Genomic DNA, 25,156 nt, shown 5'->3' on the forward strand with positions numbered 1-25,156 from the left:
TGGGATGCTTGGTCTAGTTGTCGAAGTAGGACCGCAGCAGCGCGGAGCGCACCGGATGGCGCAGCTTGCGCAGGGCCTTGGCCTCGATCTGTCGAATGCGTTCGCGGGTGACGTTGAAGAGCTTGCCCACTTCCTCAAGGGTGTGGTCGCTCTTTTCGCCGATGCCGAACCGCTTGCGCAGCACCTGCTCCTCGCGCGGGGTCAGGTCCGCCAGCACGGCGGCGATCTGCTCGCCGAGCTTGGTGGAGACCACTTCCTCCGCCGGGGCGGTGGCCTTCTTGTCCTCGATGAAATCGCCCAGGCTGGAATCTTCCTCGTCGCCGATGGGCGTTTCCAGGGAGATGGGTTCCTTCGCGATCTTGAGCACTTTCTTGACCTTTTCCAGCGGGTAGTCCATGCGCTCGGCGATTTCTTCGGGAGAAGGATCGCGTCCCAGCTCCTGCACGAGGTAGCGGGAGGTGCGGATGAGCTTATTGATGGTCTCGATCATGTGCACCGGGATGCGGATCGTCCGGGCCTGGTCCGCGATGGCGCGGGTGATGGCCTGGCGAATCCACCAGGTGGCGTAGGTCGAGAACTTGTAGCCGCGCTGGTATTCGAACTTGTCCACGGCCTTCATCAGGCCGATGTTGCCTTCCTGGATCAGGTCCAGGAACTGCAAGCCGCGGTTGGTGTACTTTTTGGCGATGGAAACGACCAGCCGCAGGTTGGCGCGGATGAGTTCCTGCTTGGCGCGCATGGCCGCTACGTTGCCGCGCTTGATGCGCCAGAGCACTTCTTCGAGGTCGTTGACGTTGTGGCAGCACTTTTCCTGAAGCCGGGTCAGGATCTCCAGCTTGCCCGCGAGCATTTCCTTGAAGGAGAAGAACTCCTCCACGGTCATGCCGAGCGCGTCGGACGCGGCCACCGGGTTCATTTCCCGCTCGTCCACCTGCTTGAAGATGGTTTCGATCTCGTCGCGGGTCTTGCCCACGGAAAGCACGTAGGCGGAGAGGTCGCGCTGGCAGTTGTGCATCTGCCGGACGTAGTCGCCCACGGTCTCGATGATCCTGTCGATGAGGGTCTTTTCGAGCTTGATGTCGCGCAGACGCCGGACCACTTCGTCCTTGAAGTTCAGGATCTCCATCTGCACGCCGTAGACGCGGCGCTCCAGCTGGGCGCAGGAGTCCAGCTTCTCGTAGATCTTCTTCTTTTTCTTGTAGAGCTGCTTGACCTCGTCGAGCAGGAAGATGACCCGCTGCCGCTGGTTCATCTCGTCCTCGGACGGATCGTCCTCCTCGATGGTCTTGACCACGTCCTTGAGCTTGATGCGCTGGTCCTTGAGATCCTCGCCCACCTGGATGAGTTCCTCGACGGCCACGGGCACTTCCACAAGGGCGAACAGCACGTCCATCTCGCCGTTCTCGATCTTCTTGGCGATGACGACTTCGCCCTCGCGATCGAGCAGGTGCACGGCTCCCATCTCGCGCAGATACATGCGCACGGGATCGGTGCTGCGGGAGGAATAGTCGATGGCGTCGTCCTCGTCCTTGACGAGTTCGAGCTCTTCATCGGAGTCACCGGCGTCGGAGGTCAGCTTCTTGCTGTTTTCCTCGTTGTCCACGATGACGATATTCATGTCGTCGAAGATGTTGATGACTTCTTCGATCTGCTCCGGGTTGTTGATATCCGAGGGCAGGGCCTTGCCCACTTCCTCGAACGTCAGGAATCCGTTCTTTTTACCCTTGGCGATAAGGGTCTTGATCTGCTGGATTTCCTTAATGTTGCTCATCACTCCTCCCCAAGAAATCGTTCAGGGCCTTGGTGCATTCCGCCACCGCCTGTTCATCGCCCCGCTCTTGCGCCAGCTTGAGAGCCTCGATCAATTCACGGCGCCGGTACTTTTCGCGGACGCCTTCGATTCGGTCGCAAATGTGGTTCCATTCCTCTTGCAATTCTTCGCCGGAAAAGGCGAGCGTCTGCTCGAGTTCCAATCGGCACTCGGCCCAAAACCGTTTTTCCTGGTCATCCAGGTTGGGGAGGAGATCCTGCCCGTGCAGCTTCACGAGCTTTTGCCAGAGCTTTTCGCCCCAGTCCGTGGTCAGGATCGTTCCGAAACCCCTTTTGCAAAGGTCGGGCACATAGTCCGGATATTGAATGGGAAACCGCAGGAAATACCTGTCGTCCTTGTCCTCCCTTCCCACCTTCGGCGCGGGCCGTGGTGCGGAACTTCTGGCCTGGGGCCGGGGAACTCCGGTCGTGGAACGCAGTATAGCCTCGGACAGGCCCAGTCCCTGCGCCATGCGGGGCAGGTAGAAGGCCTTGAGCGAGGCGTCTTGCAGTTTTTGCAGGAATCCTTGCGCCCAGTCCATGATCTCCTTGGGCGAATGTTCCTTGCACAACGTGCTCATGGCGAAGGTAAGACCGTCTTCGGCAGCGTCAAGACACGCCTCAAAGCCTCTCTTGCCTTGAGTCTGCAAAACGCTGTCCACGTCCTCGCCTTCCGGCAGGAGCACCACGTTGACTCTGAGTCCCTGCAACAGGATCATTTCCGCGCTGCGAAGCGCGGCTTTCCTGCCGGGAGCGTCTCCGTCGAAAACGAGATCGACCCGATTGCAGAAACCCGCCAGCCGCCGGACCTGATCCGGGGTCAGTGCCGTGCCGAGCACGCCGCAGGAGTCCTTGAATCCGAACTGATGCAGCGAGAGCACGTCCACGTAGCCCTCGGTCAGCAGCGCCCTTCTCGTCCGGGTCATGTGTCTGCGGGCCTGGTAGAGCCCGTAGAGGTGATCGCCTTTTTTGTAGATCGGGGAATCACTGCTGTTCAGGTACTTCGGTTCCCCTTCAGTAATGATTCTTCCGCCAAAGGCAATGACCTGACCCGATAAATCTTGAATTGGGAAGACCAGACGGGCGCGGAAACGATCATATATAGACCCTTTCTGATTGCTTGACAAGAGCCCGGACTCCACTCCCTGCTCCGGAGTAAAGCCCTTGGATTGCAGGAAATGATCCAGCGCATGCCAGTCTTCGAGACTGTATCCCAGGCCGAATTCGGAGACGATTTCCGGACTCATGCCGCGCCGCTGCAAATAATCCCGGGCAACGCTTCCGGCAGGCAGGCGCAGGTTGTCCGAAAAATGCCGCGCGGCCCAGGTGTGCATGTCCAGGTACAAACGCTTCATCTTGCGGCGCTCGTCCGCCTGCGGGTCCGGGCGAACGTCCCCGAGATCCACTCCCGCCTCTGCGGCGAGCTGTTCCAGGGCGTCCCGAAACTCCAATCCATTGATGCGTTTGTAGAAGTCGATCACGTCCCCGGAAGCCTGGCAGCCGAAGCAATAGAAAAAGCCTTCCTGCTCATTCACGGACATGGAAGGCTTGGTTTCCTGGTGAAACGGGCACGCGCCCATCCAGCGCCCTGAAACGGGCTTGAGATCGACGTAGCGGCGCACCACGTCGGCGATGTTCAACTTGCTCTTGATGAGCTGTATGGGGTCAGACTGCATTCCCCTCTCCTCCGGGCGTCGGCCCTATTTGAGGGTCACTTCCGTCATTCCGTCCCCGCCCCGCTCTTCCGTGGCCAGGGCAAAAGATTCCACCGCAGGGTAGTTCCTCAAAAATTCGTGAACTTCTCGGCGCAGAGCGCCGGTGCCTCGACCGTGAATGATCTCAAGCTGGCTTGCGCCTCGCAGCAGAGCGCCGTCCAGGAATCGCTCCGTCTCGCTCAAGGCTATATCGGCACGCATTCCCCGCAAGTCCAGGGTCAGGGTCGGGCCGGGAGCGGTTTTCGCCGTGACGACGACGGTGGATTTCTGTTCGCGGCTTTGCGCCGGACCGAGATCGGCACCATTGACCCACATGGCCACCCCGTCCATATCCACCTTGACGCGCCGTTTCTTTTCGTCCTTTTCCACGACGCGGCCGCGCTTTCCCCAAGAAATGTAGAGGATGTCCTCGCCGACGACAATATCGTCCCAGCCGAATGCGGGCTGATCGGGGTCGGCCATGGCAGGCGACGCCGAATCCGGCGCGATTTTTTCGCGCACTTCGGACAGCTTCTTGAGCGCCTGCTTGCGCCCTGCCTTGCCTTCCTTCCACTGGCGAAGAACCGTCTGCGCCGTGCCGCGCACCTCTTCGAGAAGCTTGACCTTGTCCTTCTCGAATCCGGCTTCCAGCTTTTCTCGGCGGGCCTTGAGGCGCTGCTGCTCTTCGGCCAGCTCATCCAGTTCGAGCTGTCTGCGCACGGCGAGTTCATTCAGCCGGGCAAGCACGGTTCCGGTTTCTGAGCCTTCAAGCAAAAGATATTGTTCGGCTTTTTCAAGAATCTCCGCAGGCAGGCCGTGTTCGCGGGCCACATCCAGGGCGATGCTCGCGCCGACCTGGTCGTAGGCCAGCCGGAAAAGAGGTTTCTTGGTTCGCGGATCAAAGAGCACGCTTGCGGCGCGCACGTGGTCCGAAGCCAGCGCATACGCCTTCAGCGCCGGGAAGTGCGTTGCGGCCAGGGTCACGCCCCCCTTGGCCGTGAGCCTGTCGAGCACGGCCTGGGCCAAGGCCGCGCCCTGGGTCGGATCGGTCCCCGCGCCGAACTCGTCGAGCAGAAAGAGACTGCGTTCATCCACGCTGCTCCACGCTTGGCTGACGTAGCGGATTTGGGCGGTAAAGGTGCTCACATGGCTTTCAAGACTCTGCTCGTCGCCCATGATCACGTAGATGTGCGGAAGATACGGCAGGGAGCCGCCCGCTCCGACGGGCACGGGCAGGGCCGCATAGGCCATCATGGCGCAAAGGCCCACGGTCTTCAGGGTCACGGTCTTGCCGCCGGCATTGCCGCCGCTGATGACCAGGGTGCGGTCGCCGGGACGAAGGACGACGTCCACGGACTGCACGTCGTACCCGGCCAGCACCAGAAGCGGATGGCGGGCATCGGTCAGCCGCAGGGGCGCGCCTTCGGAAACTTCCAGGGGGGAGGCGTCGAGCCTCTCTCCCAGGGCCACCTTGGCCAGGAGCACGTCCAGGCGGAGGAGAAATTCGTAGCCGCCCTGCACGCCTGCGCGTTCGGAGCGGAACAGTCCGGTGAGATAGTCGAGAATCTTCTTCTCCTCGACGGCTTCTTCCTTCTTCAGTTCCTGAAGCTGGTTGTTCAGCTCCACCAGGAACATCGGCTCGAAATAGCAGGTCTCGCCGGTCTGGGAATAATCATGGATGATGCCCTGGAAGCGTCCCTTGAAATTCGCCTTGAGCGGCAGGACGTAGCGATCCGAGGCCAGGGTCATGAAATCGTCCTGGAGATAGTGCGAGAGGTCGCGTCCCAGAATGAAATCCTTGACCTTCTTCGTGCAGCGCTGATGGATGCCCCGAATCTCGGAACGCACGGCGGCCAACTCCGGGGTGGCCTCATCACGGATGCGGCCTTCGGCGTCGATGCAGCGAAAAACGGCGGAAGCGATCTTGGCGGGCCAAGGACTGGGGCAAAGCGCGTCACGCAGGCGCAAATAGCGATCGTCGCCGCTTTGCAGCGCGTCGAGCGCTTCGCGCGCCAAGCGCAACACCTGTCCCAAGGCGGTGAAATCGTCGATATCCAGGCTGCCGTGCTCGCGTGCGTCCAGGAAATGGAACAGCCCGGCCAGGGAGGGAAATCCGGTCAGCTGGAACCCGGACACGCCGGACCACTCCCGCGCCAGGACGAGCAGATCGGTCTGGCGGCGGATTTCGTCAAGGGAATCATACGGCGCGAGTTCCCGACACGCCTCAGCCCCAGGCTCGGATGCGGCGAGCTCTGCCAAGGCTGAAAGTATCTTGGGGAACTCCAGCAACAGTGCGGTTCTGGAATCCATGATTATGAAGGAGGTATTATGCGAGGCGGGCTCGGACCAGAGCGCTGGCGGTTTTGCCGTCGATCTGCCCCTTGTGCTTCGCTTGCAGGGCCTGCATGACGCGGCCCATGTCTTTCATTTCGGATGCGCCCGTCTCTGCGACAATCGCATCGATGGCGCGTTCCAGCTCTTCGGCGGTAAGCTGGACAGGCATGTAGCTCTGAAGGACAACCATCTCCAGTCGTTCCTGTTCGGCCAACTCCGGTCGACCGCCCTTGGTGTACTGGTCGATGGACTCCTTGCGTTGCTTGAGCTGACGGGCGACGAGATCAAGCACCTCGTCATCGGTCGGATCACGCCGAAGTTCAATCGAAGCGTTTTTGATGGCCGTCTTGAGCATTCTCAAGACGGCCACTTTGACGTCTTCTTTGGCCTTGTAGGCCGAGAGATAGTCTTTTTCGATGGCTTTCAGAAGGCTCATCAGCTGGACTTCATCTTGCGCATTTTCTTGGCCAGACGCTTCTTGGCTGCGGCCTTCTTCTTCTTGCGCTGAACAGACGGCTTTTCATAATGCTGCCGCTTCTTCAGCTCGGAAAGAACGCCAGCCTTCTCCACCTGCTTCTTGAAGCGGCGCAGAGCCACGTCAAAGCTGTCGCTGTCGTCGAGATACACTCCGGGCAAAGGAATCACCTCCTCTTACTTACTTCGGACGCAATGCGCCCTGAAGAACAAAAATTTATACACCTGATCATCGATCTAGGCAAGGAGAAATATCAACTCATTTTTGAAATGCAAAAAAGCGAGGCGGCCTGCCGAAGCGGGCCGCCTCACTCGCTTGACGTGGTCGTGACTAGTGAGAATCGCCGTTGCGGGTTTCCCACCAGGACTTGATGATGGTGTAACCCATGCCGATGCCAAGTACGGCAATAACGATGTACAGGACACCGAAAAAAATGGCATGGTCCGGCTGCCACCAAGGAAGATCCTGAGGAAGCGGACTGTGAACGGTTTCGCCGTGCAGCATTGTATCCTCCCCTTACTTGACGGCTTCCTTCAGAAGCTTTCCGGGGCGGAACTTGACGACCTTGGTGGCGGGAATCTTGATCTCGGCACCGGTGCGGGGGTTGCGGCCAACGCGCTCTTTGCGCTCCTCGACCACGAACGTTCCGAATCCGGTCAGAGTCAGCTTGCCTTCGCTCACCAGGTTCCCTTCGACAGTCTCAAGAAAGGCGTTCAAGGCGCGCTCAGCGTTGGCTTTGGTGAGATTAGCCTTCTCAGCGATCTTGACTACCAACTCAGCCTTAGTCATCTGTCCTTCCTCCTCATAGATGGTTAATCGACCAATGATGGACTTGGTGACCGCCGTCGGCGGTGGTCCTTGGCACCTGTCGTGCCCGGACGCTCCCAAATTCACTTAAAGCAAACTCGTAATTCTGTCCAGGCCGATCCCGGGAAAATGGCCGATGAACTTGGCCCTGCGTGGATTTCCCAGAATCGATTGAGAATCTAAAACAGATTTCTCCAGTTCAAGTCAATAAGAAAAAAGCCTAAAGAGCCTCGCAATCCGTGACGATTCGGGTCGAAAGCTCCTGAAGTTGGACGGGGGTGAGTGCTTCCGGCCGCAATTTCAATCCGATGCCCTGCTCTTCAAGCCAGGCTGTCAATGCGTCGTTTAGTTGCGATTTCAGTATGTTACCAAGCTGTTTGCGCCGCTGCTGAAAGCACAGGCGCAGCAATCCCGACAATGCTTCCGGATCACGGGGACGCTTATCCAGCTTTTGCGGAAAAAGAACCACCACAGCGGAGTCCACCTTGGGTTGCGGGCGAAAAACGGTCGGCGGAACCTTGAACAGGAGCCGGGGAATGCTGAAACTTTGGACCCAGACGCCGAGCGCGCCGTAGGTTTTGCTGCCAGGAGCCGCCGTAAGCCGCTGGGCGACCTCGTACTGCACCATGAAGACGGCCCGTTCATATTTCGTTGTCCGGCTGACGATGTCCCAGATCAGTCGAGATCCTACATTATATGGTAGGTTGCCTGCGATGCGCAGCGCAGGGTCGTCCAGCGATTCCCAGGGGAATTCCAGGGCGTCCATGGCCCGCACGTCCGCATGCGGATGCGAAAGCCGAAGCTCCCGGGCAAGGTCCGTGTCTTTTTCGATGGCCAGGTAGGAAGCGGGAGATGCGTCGAGAATATGTCCGCTGATCGCACCTTTGCCCGGACCGATCTCCAGCACGCTGGAAGATGCGTCGATTTCCAGTGCTGCGACGATCTTGCGGCAAATGTTGGCATCCACCAGGAAATTCTGTCCGAGGCTGCGCTTGGCGCGATGTTCCATGATTCCTCCGCTGCTGACTCTACGCAAGGCCGCGCCGGATGTACATGATCGGCGGATGACGCGCAAGCCAAAGGTACATTGACACGGTACGTGCCAGCCATTAGGGATGTTACTGAAATTTCGACAAGGAGGATTCGTATGGATCTGCGAAGCTGTATCCGTGATATTCCTGATTATCCCAAAGAAGGCATCGTCTTTTTTGATATTACCCCCCTGTTGAGCAACCCGGCTGCATTTCGCTACACCGTGGACGCGCTTGCCGAGCGATTTTCGGATTGCGGAGCCACGAAGATTGCTGCCGCCGAAGCGCGCGGCTTCTTGTTCGGCGCCCCCCTGGCCTACAAGATGGGAATCGGCTTCGTGCCCGTGCGCAAACCCGGAAAACTGCCCTACCAGACCGCGCAGGTGACTTACGATCTCGAATACGGCACGGACACGCTCTGCATGCATGTGGACGCCATCGAAAAGGGCGACAAGGTTCTTGTCATCGACGATCTCCTGGCTACGGGGGGCACCGTGGGCGGAATGCTTCAGTTGCTCAAAAACAACGGAGGCGACATCGTGGGCATCGGCTTCGTCATTGAGCTCGGATTTCTCGACGGAACGGCCAAGCTCCAGGGCATCCCGCACGAATACCTTCTCAAACTATAGAGATTGCGCATGGATACCATCGGCATCATCGGCGGCAGCGGCCTGGACAATCCGGACATCCTCAAGGACGCCCGCGATGTGACGGTCGGCACGCCCTACGGCCCGCTGACCTCGCCGCTCAAGGTCGGCACCATCGGCGGCTGCAAGGTCGTGCTGTTGGCCCGCCACGGCAGGGAGCATACCGACTCCCCCACGCGGGTGGCCAACAGGGCCAATGTCTGGGCTCTCAACGAGCAGGGCTGCCAGTGCATCCTGGCGACCACGGCCGTGGGATCCCTGCGCGAGGAAATCGACCGCGGCCATCTCGTGATCCTGGACCAGTTCATCGACTTCACCCGGCGGCGGGAACTGACCTTTCATGAGGTCTTCGCCCCGCACCAGCCCGTGCACACTCCCATGGCCGAGCCCTTTTCCGCGCCGTTGCGAGAGCGTCTTATCAAGGCCTGCAAAAAACAGGGCATCCCTTTCCACGAGAAGGGAACCGTGGTCACCATCGAGGGGCCGAGGTTCTCCACCCGCGCCGAGTCGAACATGTTTCGTGCCTGGGGCGCGGACGTGATCAACATGAGCACCGCGCCGGAATGCATCCTCGCCAACGAGCTGGGAATTCCGTATGCAGCGGTGGCCATGAGCACGGACTACGACTGCTGGAAGGTGGATGAGGCTCCCGTGACCTGGGATGAAATCCTGAAAACCTTCAACGAGAACGTCGGCAAGGTCACACGCGTGCTTTTGGACGCCGTGGCAGGATTGGCCGCGGGGGAATAGCCCTCCAATCCAAAAAAACGTCCTCCTGGCCCTTGACAATACGGGGGTGCTCCGCATATTAATGCCGCCTCCCTATTTCTTTGATTGAATGCCGGCCGCAGTCGGCACTACGCAGCCATAATTACGATTTCAAGGAGCGCTACCGTGGCGAGCATCAACAAGCCCAATGCCAAGAAGGCTAAGAAAGTTCAGAAAGGGTCCCTGGCCGAAGCGAAGATGACCGAGGCCGGTCTCGAGTACAAAGGCATGATCATGGAACCCGTGGTCGAAAAATGCGAAGGCTGCGACCGCATGGTCGAAGCCGAAGGCGGCAGCTACTGCCCTTCCTACGCGCAGCCCGCCAAGAAGTGGGCCTCCGGGGTCTGCAACTTCGCCACCCATGTCCGCGCCACCGTGGACAAGGAAGGCAAGGTCAAGATCAACCCTCTGAAGGCCTCCAAGCGCGCCGCCCGCGGTCGCTAGGTTGTTCTTGTCCGTTTTCTCGCGGGGGTCTTTGGACCCCCGCTTTTTTTTTGCTCTCGTCCGGCCTTTTCTTTATTGTTCGCTTTTGCAGCCCTCATGAACCGGATCGCATCAGGGAGATTTTTCATGTCCGATCGAGTTTTCAAGCATATCGACACGCTGGTTTCCGAACTGGTGGAACTCCAACGCAACCTGGTGGCCATTCCCGCCCTGGGACCGCTCAATGGCGGCCCCGGCGAGAAGGACAAGGCCGACTGGCTGAAGAAGCGGCTCGAGGAAATGGAACTCGGCCCTGTCCGGGAGATGAACGCCCCCGCCTCGGACGTGCCCTGCGGGTATCGTCCCAACCTCGCGGCCGTGCTTCCCGGCAAGGACACGACCCGGACCTTCTGGGTCATTTCCCATATCGACGTGGTGCCTCCGGGAGACGACTCGCTCTGGAACGACGATCCCTACACCCTCGTGCGTGACGGGGACACGCTGATCGGCCGGGGGGTGGAGGACAACCACCAGGGCATGGTCAGCTCCCTGCTGCTCGCGCGTGCCTTGAAGGATCTGGATTTGACGCCGCCCATGAATCTCGGCCTGCTGCTCGTGGCCGACGAGGAAACCGGAAGCCATTTCGGCCTGGAATACGTGGTTCGGGAGCATGCCGACCTCTTCGGGGAAAAGGATCTCTTTCTCGTGCCGGATTTCGGCACCCCGGATGCGGAGACCGTGGAAATCGCGGAGAAGAGCATGTGCTGGATCAAGGTCGTAGTCACCGGCAAGCAGTGCCACGCCTCCACCCCGCACGAAGGCGTCAACGCCCTGGTGGCCGCATCCGACCTGATCATGCGTGCCCGCGCGCTCTATGAAATCTTCAACGACACGAATCCGTTGTTCGATCCTTCCGGTTCCACCTTCGAACCGACGAAGAAGGAAGCCAACGTCCAGAACATCAACACCCTGCCCGGACGGGACGTCTTTCATTTCGATTGCCGGGTGCTTCCCCACTACGACCTCGAAGACGTTCTCGGCGAACTGCGGCGCATGGCCGACGAAACCGAAAAGGCCTTTGGCGTGCGCATCGAGATCGACACGGTGCAGCGGGAACAAGCCGCTCCGCAAACCCCTGAAGACAGCGAAATCGTGCACCGCGTCATGAACGCGATCCGCACGGTCTACGGCTGCAATCCCCGGCCCGTGGGCATCGGCGGCGGAACCGTGGCCGCCATTCTGCGCCGCAAGGGGCACGACGCCGTGGTCTGGTCCAAGCTGAACCACCAGGCCCACCAGCCCAACGAGCGCAGCTCCATCGCAAACACCCTGGGCGACGCCAAGGTCATGGCCGCCGTTCTGCTGGCCTAGAGCAGCGATGATCAGGAAACCTTCTCCTCCCGAGATCCTCGATCTCATCGTGGTCGGCGCGGGACATGCCGGATGCGAGGCGGCCATGGCCGCCTCGCGCCTGGGCATGGCCACCCTGCTGCTGACCATCAACGTGGACCACATCGGCCAGCTCTCCTGCAACCCGGCCATCGGCGGACTCGCCAAGGGACACATGGTCCGGGAGATCGACGCGCTGGGCGGCATGATGGGTCTGTGGGCGGACGAGGCGGGCATCCAGTTCCGCACCCTGAATACCCGCAAGGGACCGGCGGTGCGCGCCACACGCGCGCAAATCGACCGCGCCGCCTACCTCCGCGCCGTGCAGCGGGACGTTTTCAGGCAGCCGAATCTCTGGATCAGGCAGGACACGGTCCACTCCCTGCTCATGGAAAACGGCCGCGCTGCGGGGGTGCGCTCTTCGCTGGGCGAACGCCTGCTCTCCCGCGCGGTACTGCTGACCACGGGCACGTTTCTTCAGGGCCGCATCCACATCGGATTGGACAATTTTTCCGGCGGCAGGCTCGGCGAGGCCGCGTCGAACACTCTCAGCGATTCGCTTCGCGCGGTCGGCCTGGAGCTGGGACGTCTCAAGACCGGGACCACTCCCCGGCTGCTCAAGGACAGCGTGGACTTCGAACGCATGGAAGTGCAGCCTGGCGATGATCCGGCTCCGCTTTTCAGCTTCCGTTCCAAGGCGGCCGCTCTGCCCCAGGTGCCCTGCCACCTGACCTGGACCAACGAAACCGCCCATGCCGCCATCCGTTCCGGCTTCGACCGCTCGCCCATGTTCACGGGCGTGATTACGGGCACGGGCGCCCGGTACTGCCCTTCCATCGAGGACAAGGTCGCCCGCTTTCCGGAAAAGGATCGCCATCAGGTGTTCGTGGAACCGGAGGGGCTGAACAGTCCGGAGGTCTATCCCAACGGCATCCCAACCAGCCTGCCCTACGACGTGCAGGTGCGGATGATCCGCTCCATCGTCGGACTGGAACAGGCCCAGATCGTTCGACCCGGATACGCCATCGAATACGATTATTCGCCGCCCACGCAATTGCTTCCGACCCTGGAAAGCAAAGCCCTGCCGGGCCTGTTCCTCGCCGGGCAGATCAACGGCACTTCCGGCTACGAGGAAGCGGCGGCGCAGGGCCTTTGGGCCGCGCTGAACGCCTGCCGCTCCCTGCGGAACGAGCCTCCCTTCCTGCTGCGCCGCGACCAGGCCTACATGGCCGTGCTGGTGGACGACCTCGTGACCAAAGGCACGCAGGAGCCTTACCGGATGTTCACTTCCCGTGCGGAACACCGCCTGCTGTTGCGCGAAGGCAATGCGGACCAGCGCTTGACGGCCCTGGGACGGGACATGGGCCTTGTGGACGACGCGCATTGGCAGCTTTTCAGCATCAAGAAGGACCGCCTGGAGTCGCTGCTTGCGGCGCTTCGGGGCGTGACCATCCGGCCGGACGCGGCCACGCGCGAGATCATCCTCGGCCTGGGGGGAACCCCGCCGGGCAAGGCTGTTCCCCTTTCCGCCCTGCTTCGCCAGCCCGAAGTCCGCATCCGTCAGCTGGTTCCGTTTCTGCCGCAGATCGCCGAAATGGATGAAGCCTTGCTGGAGGAAGCGGAAACGCAGGTTCGCTACGAGGGCTACATCGAGCGTCAGGAGGAACTGGTGGCCCGCTCCCGCGACCAGGAGTCCTTGGAACTGCCCATTGACCTGGACTACAAGGCCGTGGCCGGGCTGACCCGGGAAGCCGTGGAAAAACTCGGCGCGGTGCGGCCGCTGACCCTTGGACAGGCGGGGCGCATCTCCGGAATCACCCCTGCGGCCCTTTCCTGTCTTCAAGTCCATCTCAAAAAGATCAATCTCTTGTAAAAGATTCGCCCAGAGCGTCTCTTGCGGTTGACAGTCACGGTTTGACATCATACTCCATTTGTCATTGCAAGGTGCTGTCTTCTTTGACGCCCAAGCATATTTGCAGCAAGGAGGCCTCTGCTTGGACGAAGGTTCCGACAGTCGATTCTGGATGAGAATGCGCAGTATTTTCAAAAGGAACGGCCATGATCTGGAAGAACAGATCATGGATGCCCAGGACGGCGGCGCGCTGAAGCACGAGGACGCTTCGATGCTCCTCAACGTGCTTGATCTCGGAGACACCACGGCGTCGGACATCATGGTGCCGCGTACCGACATCATTTGCGCCGAGGTGGGCGGCAGCCTGGACGAAGTCGCGCAGCTCATCGTCGCGCACGGCCATTCGCGCATTCCGGTATACGAGGAAACCCGCGACCGCATGATCGGCGTCATCCACGCCAAGGATCTGCTCAGCTCTCTTACGCAGCATGAGAAATCCGCCACGCCGCTGCGGGATTTGCTCCGTGAGCTGCTCTTCGTGCCGGAAATGACCAACGTCAAGTATCTGCTGGCCACCATGCGCGCCCGAAGGACGCATATGGCCATCGTCGTGGATGAATACGGCGGCACAGCGGGGCTGGTCACGCTCGAAGACGTCATCGAGGAAATCGTGGGCGACATCGAGGACGAATACGACGTGCTGCGTCCGGACGACATCCAGGTTCTGGACAACGGCTCCCTGCTCGTTTCCGGCCGAACGGAACTGGAAGAGCTCAACGAGCGTTTTCAGCTCGGCGTGACCTCGGAACAGGTGGACACCCTTGGCGGATATCTCAGCGAGATCGCGGGGCGCATCCCCCTGCCGGGCGATTCCTTCGAGCTCCACAACCGCCGCTTCAGCGTGCAGGACGCGGACGCCAAGCAGATCAAGACCATTCTTATCGAACCGATGGAAACGCAATCTTCCGAACAAGGATAACCGTGCCCCTGCTTTGCCTTCTCGCCGTTCTTGGCGCTTTCATGGGTTATCCCAACCCCTGGGTCCACCTGCCCCCGCTGATGCTGCTCTACCCGGCGGCGCTCTGTCTGATCGCCTTTCGCGCCACAGGTTCGGCCAAGGCTTTTTTCTGGTCGCTGCTGGCGGCGGTCCTGGCGCACACGGCTTGCCTCTACTGGGTGGCCGCTCCTGTCGCGCAGTACGGCGGCCTGCCCTGGTGGCTGGCCCTTCCTTGTCCTGTCGGAGTGTCGCTGATCATGGGCCTTTACGGAGCCGTCTTCGGCTGGGCCCTCCACCGCGCCGCAAAACGCCTTCCCCCTCTGCTACTCTGCTTTTTCGCGGGCACGCTCTGGACAGCCCTGGAACAGACCGGCTCCTGGCTGTTCAGCGGCTTTCCCTGGGTCACGCTTTCCGCAGCCTTTGCGCCCTGGCCCTTGTTCATTCAGGCAGCGTCCCTCGTCGGCGCGTACGGCCTGTCCGGCCTGTTCGTCAGCCTCGTGACGGCGCTGACGCTCTGGAACACGGCTCGTTCGCCTCGCCTTCTCGTGCTTTTCCTCTGCCTGTTCCTGCTCGGTTTCGGTGCCTACCGCATGGCGGGATTCGCCCCATCCGGCGTGGACAAGCGCATCGCCCTGATCCAGGGCAACATCGACCAGGGCGAGAAATGGGAAGCCCCCTTCCAAATCGGGACGGTGCAGAAATATCTTGATCTGAGCAGGAAGGCACTGGCTGACTCCTCTTCCACGGCCCAGGCCGAAGCAGCTCCGCCCGACCTGATCGTCTGGCCGGAAACCGCCATGCCGTTTTATCTTCAGGACGCCGGAGTCTACAGCAACCAAGTCACGGATTTCGTGCGCCGCATCGGGGTACCCCTGATCGCGGGCGCTCCTGCCTATACCCAGCGTGAAGACGGATCGTTCAACTTCTACAATCGTGCCTTCCTCTTCAATCCTCACGACAATTCCGTGAGCTGGTACGACAAGGTCCATCTCGTGCCTTTCGGCGAATACGTTCCGCTGAAGGAGTGGCTGCCCATCGAGAAGCTGGCCAGCGGCGCAGGAGATTACCTGCCCGGCGCCAAGCTCGATCCCCTGAACGCCGACGGCATGCATCTCGGCCTCCTGATCTGCTACGAGGCCATCTTCCCGGAGCTGGCGCAGGAACGCGTGGCCAGGGGGGCGGACATCCTCGTCAACATCAGCAACGACGCCTGGTTCGGCCGCTCCTCCGCGCCCTGGCAGCACCTGGCCCAGACTCGGATGCGCGCAGTGGAGCAGTGCCGTTGGATAGCGCGGGGCACCAACACCGGCATCAGCGCCTTCATCGACCCTCTCGGCCGTCTTGCGGCTTCCTCGGACCTCTTCCAGGACGAAGTCTTGACCTGGGCGGTCAAACCTGTTCATGTGACTACGTTCTACCATGACGCCTACCATTGGCTGAACGTGGCGGCGTACCTTCTGGCCGGGCTGATGTCGGCCTGGGTGGTGCTCTGCCCGGCCTTGCGGCGGCCTTAACCAGCAAAGACAAGAAGCATATGCACCAGTATTCCGAGCTCAAAGGCAACAGCGCCACTCTTTTCGGCAAGTACGAGACTCTTTGGGGGCGGCTTTGACTACTCCAAGCTCGCCGAACGTCTCGCCGCGATAGAAACCCAGATTTCCCAGCCCGACGCCTGGAACCAACCGGAAAAGCTCACGCCTGTCCTGCGGGAAAAGAGCCAGCTGGAACACAAGCTGTCCACCTACGACGGCCTGCGCAAGGCCAAGGAGGATCTTGAGGTCTGGTTGGAGCTGGCCGCCGAGGACGAAGCTTCCCTGGACGACCTGCATCGCTCCATGAAGGAGTTCGAGAAGATTCTCCGCCAGACCGAGATGGCCACGCTTCTCGGCGGCGAGCAGGACGGCAGCAACGCCATTCTCGAAATCCATCCCGGCGCAGGCGGCGTGGAATCCCAGGACTGGGCCGAGATGCTGCTGCGCATGTACACGCGCTGGGCCGAGGACAAGGATTTCAAGCTCACGGTGCTCGACGTGCAGCCTGCCGAGGAAGCGGGCATCAAGAACGCCGCCTTGCAGATCGAAGGCCCCTACGCCTATGGATTTTTGCGCGGCGAGGCCGGAATCCACCGCCTGATCCGCATTTCCCCGTTCGACGCATCCGGGAGACGGCACACCTCGTTCGCTTCGGTGGACGTCTATCCCGATGTGGACGACGACATAGAAATCGAGGTCCGCGAGGAAGATCTTCGCGTCGATGTGTTCAGGGCCAGCGGTCCGGGCGGTCAGCATGTGAACAAGACCAACTCCGCCGTGCGCATCACCCACCTGCCGACCAACATAGTGGTGCAGTGCCAGAATGAAAAATCCCAGCTGCGCAACCGCCAGACGGCCATGAAGATGCTCAAGGCCCGATTGTATGAGCAGGAACTGCGCAAGCGCGAAGAGTCCCAGCGCGTGGATTACGCCAGCAAGGACGCGATCAATTTCGGAAGCCAGATCAGAACGTACACGCTCCAGCCCTACCGGCTGGTCAAGGACCACCGTTCGAACACCGAGGACGGCAACGTGGACGCCGTATTGGACGGCGCGCTGGACCGACTCATGCGCAGCTACCTCTTGTACGCCCATGCCGGAAAACAGAACGCCTGACCCGAAGGATGCGGCCATGGCCCATTCCGTGCCGGATACGGCCCTTGAGCGCGAACTGCTCAAAGAACTGACGCGCCTGCGGGATGAAATCTGCGCGGCGGCCAGAACCCCCTGCGAGGACATGGACGCGCGGACCAACCTCGGCGTGTTTCGACTGTTCAGCGGCATCAGCCTCCAGCAGTGGCGATCCATCGTTCGCCGTCTCGAACTCAAGGGCTGGCTGACCCTGCCCATCGACCGGGACATCTATCCGCACCTCACGGTGCTCCAGGAAAGCCTGGACGAGCTTTCCTACCAGTCCGAACACGACGCGCTCACGGGACTTGCCAACCGTCGATCCTTCGACCGCTTCCTCGATCTTGAAATGGAACGCGCACAACGGGCCGGAACGGCCCTGAGCCTTGCCGTCATCGACCTGGACGATTTCAAGCTCGTCAACGACACTTACGGTCATGTGGCCGGGGACGAGGTTCTTGTCCGCCTCGCGAAGATCATCACGGGCAACAAGCGCCGCTACGATCTGGCCGCGCGCATCGGCGGGGAGGAATTCGCCATCGTCCTGCCCGGCATAGGCCAGGTGCGCAGCGCCAAAGTCGTGGACCGCATTCGCCAGGATCTTGAGGAAAGCGCCTTTTCCTTTCCCGGCGGCGAGGGCGTCGTATCCGTGAGCTGCTCCGCGGGCATTGCCAGCTATCGCGGAACGACGCGTTTTTCTCCCAAGGATTTTTTCGAACTTGCGGACAAGGCTCTCTACGCTGCCAAGACAGCTGGAAAGAACCGCACCGAGCTGGCCCCCATGCCCGACATCGAGCAGGCAATCCGCCCCTCTCTGGTACAGGCCAGCGAAAAGCGTTTCCTCTTCACCGGAAAACCGTAGGATCCGTGGACCATGATCAACCCGAACATGACTCTGAGCCTGGCCGTCATGAGCGGCAAAGGCGGCGTCGGCAAGACGAGCATTTCGCTGAACCTCGGCTATGCGCTCCACGCCGCGGGTCTGAAGACCTTGCTTATGGATTGCGACCTGGGGCTCGCCAACCTGGACGTGCTCCTGGGCATCGCCCCGGAGAAGAATCTTCAGGATCTGCTCAAGCACGACATCGACACCTCGGACGTGGCGGTCGCCGTGGAGCCGGACGGGCTGGACGTGCTCCCCGCGGCCAGCGGCGTGCCGGAGCTTGTGGAAATGGATGAAGACATGCAGAACGTCATGCTGGACAAGATCGTCCAGCTTGCCGGAAGCTACAACATGCTCATCCTCGACCTGGGCGCCGGCATCAGCCGAACCGTCATGACCTTCGCCTCCATGGCGCAGCTTCGTCTGGTAGTGGTCACGCCGGAGCCGACCTCGCTCACGGACGGCTACGCCGTCATCAAGGTGCTGGCCACGGAGCACGGCGTGCGTGATTTCCTGGTCGTGGTCAACCAGGTGGAATCCAAGGCCGAGGCCGAGCGCACCTTCACCCGGCTGTCCGAAGCCTGCAAGACCTTCCTGGGGATCGAGATCCGCAATCTCGGACACATACGCGACGACCGCAATGTTTCCGAAGCGGTCCGGCGCCAGAAGGCGTTGCTGAAAATCGCGCCTTCCTCGCCCGCGGCCCAGGATATCGTCAAGCTCGGAAGAATATTTCTGCGATATCGGACTGATAACGCTGAGAGCATAGCGCAGCGTCCTGTGCTTAAACAATTTCCGGGGACGAGGCGTAATTTGGGCTTGACGGAAGTCCCTGTTTTTCGGCATAGATAAGACACTTGGAATTTTTATTCACCGGGAGTCCACAGGGGAAGCCCGAAAACCGGCAATACCGGAGCCCACATGAACAAGAGCGAACTGATTAAGGCACTGGCCGAGCAAAAAAAGCTCCATGTGGATGAGTCCACCAAGATCGTCAGCGCGTTCATCGATTCCATCAAGGAAGCGCTTGTGCGCGGAGACCGTGTGGAAATCCGCGGATTCGGCAGTTTCAAGATCAAAGATTACGAAGGCTATGTCGGCCGCAACCCCAAGACGGGCGACGTCGTGCACGTACATCCGAAGAAGCTGCCTTTCTTCCGTCCCGGCAAAGAATTGAAGGAATTCATCAACGGTTGATATGCGTATACGAATTTTGTTTCTGCTGGCTGCGATGCTTTTCGCCGCCAGCACTTCTGACGCGCTCGCTGAAAGCTCCCTGACGATCCTCTACACCGGCAACAATTACGGAACGCTTCGCCCCTGCCCCACCTGAGGCGGCCGAACCGTCGGCGGCGTGGCCCGGAGGGCCACCTTTCTCAACTTGGCGAGGAAAGACCAACCCAAGAATGTTCCCCTGCTGACGTTGGCCGGAGGCTACGAGTTCGGCCGTGAGGCGCTCGGCTCCAAGGACGCCGAAAGCCTCAAGGCTTTGGCCGTCAGTTACGGAATGATGGGGTACGATCTCGGCCTTCTCACCGGATTCGAACTCAAGGAATTCAAAGAAAACGGCCTGACGCCCCCCGACCATTGGGTGCATCCCGATGAAGTGCGCTTCATGCGTCTGGATCGGGACGGGGTCGCCGTCGGCGTGCTTCTGTTTCCCGAGATGCCCGCCGAGGCCAAGACGCCTCCGCAGCGCGTGCTCAAGGAAATCGAGAATATCTTGCGGCAGCAGCGCGGCAAGGTGGACCTGCTCGTGGGCCTGTCCCCCTGGGGGTTGTGGGTCGAAAAAACCTACCTCGAATCCGGAGCCGACACGCCCGACATTTTGTTCGGCAGCGGTCCCGGCGTGGAGGTTCCCGGCAGCATCATAGCCGGCGGCCGGACATTCTGGACCCGACCCTATGCCAAGGGCAAAAGCGTGACGCGCATCGACATTCTCGATCTGCCGCGCGGCAAGGCATCCTTCGCATGGGCCGAGAACGGAAACATCCGGATCGAATCGCCCGCATTGACTGACAGTTATATTGAAGATATTGATGTTCTTTCCGCATTAGTCGGTGCCGGTGCCGAATAATCGCACCGTGCAGTCAGAAACCCGGCAGACCCAAAGGAGGATCACATGAACTTCAGCGGCGCGTTCACCGCATTGGTCACGCCTTTCCGGGATGGTGCCATCGACGAGGACGCATACCGCGCCCTGATCGAATGGCAGATCGAACAAGGAATCGACGGCGTCGTCCCCTGTGGAACCACCGGCGAAGCAGCGACCATGACTCATGACGAACAGGGCGAGGTCATTCGCATTTGCGTCGACCAGGTCAAAGGACGCATTCCTGTCATCGCCGGGGCGGGCTCCAACAACACCAAGGAAGCCATCCAGCTTACCCAGCTCGCCAAGAGGGCCGGAGCAGACGCCGCCCTTCAGATCACCCCCTACTACAACAAACCCACGCCCGGCGGGCTGGTGGCCCATTTCAAGGCCATTGCCGCCGAGTGCTCGATCCCCATGGTGCTCTACAACGTTCCCGGACGCACCGGCCTGAACTGTCTTCCGGCCACTGTCGCGCGCATCGCCCGCGAAGTGCCCGAAGTCAAGGCCGTCAAAGAGGCCACGGGCAATCTTTGCCAGTGCGCCGAGGTCGTGGAGCTCTGCGGCCCGGACTTCGCCCTGCTCTCCGGAGACGATTTCACGGTTCTGCCTCTTTTGGCAGTCGGCGGCTCCGGCGTGATTTCGGTGGTTTCCAACATCGTTCCGGGACTGATGAGCGGAATGTGCAAGGCGTTCGCCGAGAAGGACACCAAAAAGGCGCTCGAACTGAGCCTGAAGATGGCTCCTCTCAGCCGGGCCATGTTCATGGAAACCAACCCCATCCCCGTGAAGACCGCCCTTTGCTATATGGGCGTGATCGAGCGTGCGGAATTCCGCCTGCCCATGGTCCCGCTGCTTGAGGAAAACCGCGAACCCTTGAAGAAGGTGCTGCGCAACAGCGGCCTGATGGCTTGATTCGAAACATCCGCCAATAAAAAAGGCCTCTTCGGAGGCCTTTTTTATTGGGGACAGCTTGTGGGATCCTGGAGCTTGATGAGGACTTCCCAGAGTTCATCCTCTTTCCTGAGAAACGCCTCCACGATGGCCGGATCAAAATGCTTCCCGCGTTCGCTGACGATGATGTCCCGGCAGCGTTCGCGCGAAAAGGAAGGTTTGTAGCAACGCTGGCTGCCCAACGCGTCGAATACGTCGGCAAGGGCCACGATGCGGGCCGCAAGCGGAATGTCCTCCCCGGCGAGCTGCTGCGGATATCCGCTGCCGTCCCATTTCTCATGGTGGTGCATGACGATGTCCTTGGCCACCCGGAGTTGTTCCGATCCAGTTTCCTTGTAAATATTCTCCAGAAGCTCTCCGCCGACCTCGGTGTGCTTGCGCATGATCCGGTATTCGAGCTTCGTGTACTTGCCCGGCTTGTTCAGGACGCTGTCCGGAACGGCCACCTTGCCGATGTCGTGCAGAACCGACATGGACTCGATGGTGGAAATTCTGGCGGATGTGAGCACGGAAAAGCCGTTCTCCGCAAGATCTTCACAAAGCAGACGGGTGCAGAGCTTGACTCGGCGCAAATGGTTGCCGGTCTCCTCGCTGCGGCAATCCGCAAGCTGGGCCAGGGCGAAGATGAGCTTGTCCTGGCTTTGCAGTTTGAAGATGCGCTCCGCCGCGCCGAGCCGCACCTTGAGCTCTTCCAGGTTGACCGGCTTGATGATGAAGTCGTCCGCACCCACCTCAAGGGCCTTGACCAGGTTTTCCTTGTCGGCAAGCGCGGTGAGGACAATGATATAGGTATAGTTTATTTCACGCTGGCGAATGGTTCGAATGAGCTCGAAGCCATCCATGACGGGCATTTCCAGGTCGGTGATGATCAATTTGGGGGAAAAGCGCTCGAATTGGTCAAGCCCGTCCTTGCCGTCGCTCGCTTCCAGGATGTCGAAATCCCATCCCTTGAGCTGGCGGACCAGGGTTTTCCGCTGAAAGCGCGAATCCTCGACCACAAGGATCGTATGCGCTTTTTCTAAATCCCAGTTGACCAAATTCATTCTCGCAATGCTGCAATCGCGTTGGAGGAAGCCCGAGACGCCCCCGGCATTTTCGTGAACATGTATTTTGAAGGCTTTGCGTCAAACTGTCAAAACAAAACCGGGCGTCGCCCCCCCCTTCGCGGTCTGGAAACGACATGAATTTCCTTTCTTTTCTGCTGCGGGCATCCATGAGTTCAAACTCTCGGTTTGCCCAAATCATAAGCATGTCGATTTGAGAGGTTATGATTCGTTTTTTTTACCTTGAGTTTGATCGAACTGCAACACTCCCTTGAGGGCATCTCTCTTTTCGGAGTGCCAATATTTATTATCGATCCAAAATTATTGATAATATTTACTATTGACAGAATCAGCTCATCAACATAATTTCCTATCCTAATGGTATGGAATAAGCAGATAGCTTTGCGGGCCATCCTCGGCCTGATCCTGAGCGCATTCGTTCTCGCGGCTGGACTTCCCGCGAGTTCGATGGCTTCCAGTTGCGCCCCTTGTACAAATCCGCTTTCTCATTCCGATGCAGCTTCGGATTGCGAAGATCGCCTGTCCGGGCTCATGCCTTGTTGCGTGGATTTCACGGCCATTTTGGATTCGCCTTCGTCCTGGTGTTCCCCCCGTCCCTTGCCCTGCGCCTGCTCCATGCAACAGGCAGGAGCCCAGGCGCGAAATTCCGAAGCATCTGCACTTCGAAACCCCGCGTTCTCGGCCTTATCCATCTCTGGTTCCGTTGTCGCAGGTTCCTACGGCGGCTCTGCATATCTTTCTTCTCAATCCTACTCCTTCCCGATCCCGGACAGCTCGCTCTATCTCCGGCATCGGTCGCTCAGGCTGTAAGCCGGCAAAATCCTTCCCCTCTCTATTGTAATCCCCCCTTCCGGGGCTTTCTGTTCATCCGTTCGCCTTGCAGCGAACTATCGGCCCGTGCCGAAAGGAATGCATCATGTCCAATAAGATTGCCGTGTTTGTTGTGTTGTCTTTTTTCGTAACCATCGTGGTGTCCTTTTCCGGCGGTGATGCCCAGGCCTTTGGATTCTTCAGTAAATATAAGTCAGTTGAAGCCGTTAACGGTGTCGTGACTGTTCCAGTCGAGGAAGTGGATGACGGCAGCGCTCATTTTTTCGAGTTTGATGCCAATGGTCGCAGTGTCCGGTTTTTCGTTCTGAAAAGCAGCGACGGTGTCATCAGAGCAGCCTTTGACGCCTGCGACGTTTGTTTCGAAGCCCGCAAGGGGTACGTGCAGAATGGCGACTTCATGATCTGCCAGAACTGCGGACAGAAGTTTCATAGCGCCCGCATCAATGAGGTGCGCGGCGGTTGCAATCCCGCTCCGCTGGAACGCACCTACGATTCGAACAGCGTGAAGTTCAACGTCGCCGACATCGCAGCCGGCGCTGGTTATTTTTAGACAACAGTATGAACATACTCACGATACCCTTGCGGAACATCCGCAGGAAACCGCTACGGGCGGCCATGTTGCTCGGAGTGTTTGCACTCGGTCTGACTGCCGTCATCGCGCTTGCGCTCGTTTCCGGCCGAGTCGGGGATAGTTTGGAGCAAAAGCTCTTGGCTTTTGGTGCGAACATTCTTGTATCTCCGAAAACAGACACTCTTACAGTGAGTTATGGTGGCTTTCAGCTTGGCGACCTGCCCTTTGGAGAACGCAGCCTGCAACTTGAGGAGGTGGATTCGGCGATCCGCTCGATTCAACTTCGGGAGCGCATCAGCGCCGTTGCCCCCAAGCTTGTCGCCATGACCGAGGCCGTCGGCAGGGATGCACGAAAAGTGGGCGTCGGCGTGGTCGGCGTCCGCTGGGAAGATGAAAAACAACTCAAGGGTTTTTGGGCCGTTCAGGGGGCCTACCCTGATAACGGGCAGGAATTGATCGCCGGCTTCCGCGCGGCGGAAAGCTTGGGACTCAAGCCCGGCGACACTCTTGAACTCTTCGGGAACACGTTCACGGTCAGCGGGGTGCTGCACTCCACGGGCTCCGACGACGACAAGGTTCTATTTGCGGATATCACCACGGTGCAGGCCTTCACTGGCCAACCCGGCAGCGTCAGCTTCGTCGAAGTCGCGGCGCTCTGCTCCGGCTGCCCCATTGAGGACATCGTGGCGGAAATCAGCAATGCCATGCCAGGAAACGACGTCACCGCGTTGAAAAACGTGGTCAAGCAACGCATGTACTCGGTGGAATTCGTCCAACGTCTCGTGCTGGCCGTCAGCCTGGTCATCCTGCTGACCGCCTGCGCCATGGTCGGCCTGGCCATGCTGTCTTCAGTGAATGAACGGCGCAAGGAAATCGGGCTGCTGCGTTCCCTCGGCTACTCCAAGGGCGACATATTCGCGATCTTCAGCTTCGAGGCGTTGTTCATCGGCCTCAGCTCCGGCGTTCTCGGATATGTCTGCGGATGGTTCGCGGCAGGACAGGTGGTTTCGGTGCTCGATACCGGAACCTCAAGCAGTCTGCCGTTCCAGGCAGGTCATCTTCTGCTCGCGGCCTTCGCTGCGGCGCTGGTATCCATGTTGTCGGCCTCCTTCCCGGCGGCCAAGGCGGCCAGAGTTCGTCCCTACGACGCGCTCGCGGCTCTCTAGGAGAAATGCCATATGCTTCAAGCAATTGATATCTGCAAGACATTCCAAAACACTCCTGCCTTGCGTTCGGTGAATCTTCACATCGAGGAAGGCGAGTTCGTTTCTGTCGTGGGGCGATCCGGATCCGGAAAGTCTACGCTTCTGGCTGTTTGTTCGACACTGCTCGCGCCGGATTCCGGCCAACTGATCTACAAGGGTCAAAATGTCTCGGAACTGGACGCGGACGGGCTGAACCAACTGAGGCATACTGATTTTTCGGTGATATTCCAGTTTCATCACCTCATGCCGTATCTTACTGCCGAGGAAAACACTCTGCTTCCCTTCATGAATGCGTATCGGTCTATCTCCGCTGCTGCAACTGCCAAGGCACGCGAATGCCTTCGCCGAGTGGGGCTTGACGGCAAGGGCGACCGCCTGCCGGGCGAACTGTCCGGCGGGGAGCAGCAGCGCGTGGCCATTGCGCGCGCCCTGGTCAAGGATTCCAGGATCCTTTTCGCGGACGAGCCTACGGGCAGCCTGGATCGTGAAACTGGAGAAAGCGTCATGGCCCTGCTCCGGGAACTGAACCGCGACGGCTTGACGGTGATCATGGTCACGCATGATTCCGAATATGCGAAAATGGGGACGCGCATTGTCGAGCTTGCCGACGGAGATGTTTGCTGAGTTCGTCTCTTCCCGGCCATCAAATAGAAAAGCCCCGGCCGCA

The 25,156-nt window shown here is 59.8% G+C and carries 25 protein-coding genes; 16 read left to right on the forward strand and 9 right to left on the reverse strand.

What is annotated here, in order from left to right; genetic code table 11:
- Window positions 1-13: 13 nt before the first annotated feature.
- The 8 genes from rpoD to rsmA form a co-directional block, all read right to left on the reverse strand.
- Window positions 14-1,771 (reverse strand): RNA polymerase sigma factor RpoD, encoded by a 1,758-nt coding sequence (gene rpoD, locus G452_RS0114215; RefSeq protein ID WP_022662928.1) that lies wholly within the window; start codon window positions 1,769-1,771, stop codon window positions 14-16.
- On the reverse strand, window positions 1,758-3,485 hold the full coding sequence (gene dnaG, locus G452_RS0114220) for a DNA primase (RefSeq protein ID WP_022662929.1): 1,728 nt from the start codon (window positions 3,483-3,485) through the stop codon (window positions 1,758-1,760). The genes rpoD and dnaG overlap by 14 nt, the downstream gene beginning before the upstream one ends.
- A gap of 24 nt (window positions 3,486-3,509) precedes the next feature.
- Complete coding sequence (locus tag G452_RS0114225) at window positions 3,510-5,813, reverse strand: endonuclease MutS2 (RefSeq protein ID WP_022662930.1); 2,304 nt, start codon at window positions 5,811-5,813, stop codon at window positions 3,510-3,512.
- A 16-nt stretch (window positions 5,814-5,829) separates the two neighbouring features.
- Window positions 5,830-6,273 (reverse strand): GatB/YqeY domain-containing protein, encoded by a 444-nt coding sequence (locus G452_RS0114230; RefSeq protein WP_022662931.1) that lies wholly within the window; start codon window positions 6,271-6,273, stop codon window positions 5,830-5,832.
- Window positions 6,273-6,473, reverse strand: coding sequence for a 30S ribosomal protein S21 (gene rpsU / locus G452_RS0114235; protein ID WP_022662932.1), 201 nt, complete (start codon window positions 6,471-6,473; stop codon window positions 6,273-6,275). The genes G452_RS0114230 and rpsU overlap by 1 nt, the downstream gene beginning before the upstream one ends.
- 169 nt (window positions 6,474-6,642) lie before the next feature.
- Window positions 6,643-6,816: a hypothetical protein gene (locus tag G452_RS21755; RefSeq protein WP_022662933.1), complete on the reverse strand. Its 174-nt coding sequence runs from the start codon at window positions 6,814-6,816 to the stop codon at window positions 6,643-6,645.
- Window positions 6,817-6,828: 12 nt separating this feature from the next.
- On the reverse strand, window positions 6,829-7,101 hold the full coding sequence (locus G452_RS0114245) for an HU family DNA-binding protein (protein WP_022662934.1): 273 nt from the start codon (window positions 7,099-7,101) through the stop codon (window positions 6,829-6,831).
- A 238-nt stretch (window positions 7,102-7,339) separates the two neighbouring features.
- Entirely contained in the window at window positions 7,340-8,128 is a 789-nt protein-coding gene (gene rsmA, locus G452_RS0114250) for a 16S rRNA (adenine(1518)-N(6)/adenine(1519)-N(6))-dimethyltransferase RsmA (RefSeq protein ID WP_022662935.1), read from the reverse strand.
- Between the two features lie 138 nt (window positions 8,129-8,266).
- On the opposite strand from rsmA, the gene G452_RS0114255 reads away from it, so the two are divergent.
- The 13 genes from G452_RS0114255 to dapA all read left to right on the forward strand — a co-directional run bounded on the left by G452_RS0114255 (window position 8,267) and on the right by dapA (window position 20,779).
- Window positions 8,267-8,779, forward strand: a complete 513-nt coding sequence (locus G452_RS0114255; protein WP_022662936.1) for an adenine phosphoribosyltransferase — start codon at window positions 8,267-8,269, stop codon at window positions 8,777-8,779.
- A 9-nt stretch (window positions 8,780-8,788) separates the two neighbouring features.
- Complete coding sequence (gene mtnP / locus G452_RS0114260; protein WP_022662937.1) at window positions 8,789-9,547, forward strand: S-methyl-5'-thioadenosine phosphorylase; 759 nt, start codon at window positions 8,789-8,791, stop codon at window positions 9,545-9,547.
- Between the two features lie 153 nt (window positions 9,548-9,700).
- Entirely contained in the window at window positions 9,701-10,009 is a 309-nt protein-coding gene (locus G452_RS0114265; protein ID WP_040368744.1) for a PxxKW family cysteine-rich protein, read from the forward strand.
- Between the two features lie 126 nt (window positions 10,010-10,135).
- Entirely contained in the window at window positions 10,136-11,359 is a 1,224-nt protein-coding gene (locus tag G452_RS0114270; protein WP_022662939.1) for a M20 family metallo-hydrolase, read from the forward strand.
- A gap of 7 nt (window positions 11,360-11,366) precedes the next feature.
- On the forward strand, window positions 11,367-13,250 hold the full coding sequence (gene mnmG / locus G452_RS0114275; RefSeq protein ID WP_022662940.1) for a tRNA uridine-5-carboxymethylaminomethyl(34) synthesis enzyme MnmG: 1,884 nt from the start codon (window positions 11,367-11,369) through the stop codon (window positions 13,248-13,250).
- A 157-nt stretch (window positions 13,251-13,407) separates the two neighbouring features.
- Complete coding sequence (locus G452_RS0114280) at window positions 13,408-14,208, forward strand: hemolysin family protein (RefSeq protein WP_235619624.1); 801 nt, start codon at window positions 13,408-13,410, stop codon at window positions 14,206-14,208.
- A 41-nt stretch (window positions 14,209-14,249) separates the two neighbouring features.
- The gene (gene lnt, locus G452_RS0114285) at window positions 14,250-15,740 is read left to right on the forward strand and encodes an apolipoprotein N-acyltransferase (RefSeq protein ID WP_155887739.1); all 1,491 of its coding nucleotides are present in this window, start codon (window positions 14,250-14,252) and stop codon (window positions 15,738-15,740) included.
- A gap of 20 nt (window positions 15,741-15,760) precedes the next feature.
- A protein-coding gene (prfB, locus tag G452_RS19680) for a peptide chain release factor 2 (protein ID WP_211213498.1) occupies window positions 15,761-16,874 on the forward strand; the annotation gives its coding sequence in 2 pieces (ribosomal slippage) (window positions 15,761-15,835 and window positions 15,837-16,874; 1,113 coding nt in all).
- Between the two features lie 16 nt (window positions 16,875-16,890).
- Window positions 16,891-17,751 carry a GGDEF domain-containing protein gene (locus G452_RS0114295; protein ID WP_022662943.1) on the forward strand — a complete coding sequence of 287 codons (861 nt, stop codon included), beginning with the start codon at window positions 16,891-16,893 and terminating at the stop codon, window positions 17,749-17,751.
- A gap of 12 nt (window positions 17,752-17,763) precedes the next feature.
- A complete protein-coding gene (locus tag G452_RS19685; protein ID WP_022662944.1) occupies window positions 17,764-18,624 on the forward strand; it encodes a MinD/ParA family protein in 861 nt (286 codons plus the stop codon).
- A gap of 69 nt (window positions 18,625-18,693) precedes the next feature.
- Window positions 18,694-18,969, forward strand: coding sequence for an HU family DNA-binding protein (locus G452_RS0114305; protein WP_022662945.1), 276 nt, complete (start codon window positions 18,694-18,696; stop codon window positions 18,967-18,969).
- A gap of 1 nt (window position 18,970) precedes the next feature.
- The gene (locus tag G452_RS0114315) at window positions 18,971-19,849 is read left to right on the forward strand and encodes a UshA-like (seleno)protein family 2 (protein ID WP_420705264.1); all 879 of its coding nucleotides are present in this window, start codon (window positions 18,971-18,973) and stop codon (window positions 19,847-19,849) included.
- Between the two features lie 45 nt (window positions 19,850-19,894).
- A complete protein-coding gene (gene dapA, locus G452_RS0114320; RefSeq protein ID WP_022662948.1) occupies window positions 19,895-20,779 on the forward strand; it encodes a 4-hydroxy-tetrahydrodipicolinate synthase in 885 nt (294 codons plus the stop codon).
- Window positions 20,780-20,823: 44 nt separating this feature from the next.
- Here dapA and G452_RS0114325 read toward each other — a convergent pair whose 3' ends face one another.
- Entirely contained in the window at window positions 20,824-21,861 is a 1,038-nt protein-coding gene (locus G452_RS0114325; protein ID WP_022662949.1) for an HD-GYP domain-containing protein, read from the reverse strand.
- Between the two features lie 937 nt (window positions 21,862-22,798).
- On the opposite strand from G452_RS0114325, the gene G452_RS0114335 reads away from it, so the two are divergent.
- The 3 genes from G452_RS0114335 to G452_RS0114345 all read left to right on the forward strand — a co-directional run bounded on the left by G452_RS0114335 (window position 22,799) and on the right by G452_RS0114345 (window position 25,113).
- Entirely contained in the window at window positions 22,799-23,263 is a 465-nt protein-coding gene (locus tag G452_RS0114335) for a DUF2318 domain-containing protein (protein ID WP_022662950.1), read from the forward strand.
- A 65-nt stretch (window positions 23,264-23,328) separates the two neighbouring features.
- A complete protein-coding gene (locus G452_RS0114340; RefSeq protein ID WP_235619625.1) occupies window positions 23,329-24,450 on the forward strand; it encodes an ABC transporter permease in 1,122 nt (373 codons plus the stop codon).
- Between the two features lie 12 nt (window positions 24,451-24,462).
- Window positions 24,463-25,113, forward strand: a complete 651-nt coding sequence (locus G452_RS0114345) for an ABC transporter ATP-binding protein (protein ID WP_022662952.1) — start codon at window positions 24,463-24,465, stop codon at window positions 25,111-25,113.
- The last annotated feature ends 43 nt before the right edge of the window (window positions 25,114-25,156 follow it).

The organism is Paucidesulfovibrio longus DSM 6739, assembly GCF_000420485.1.
Classification (GTDB): domain Bacteria; phylum Desulfobacterota; class Desulfovibrionia; order Desulfovibrionales; family Desulfovibrionaceae; genus Paucidesulfovibrio; species Paucidesulfovibrio longus.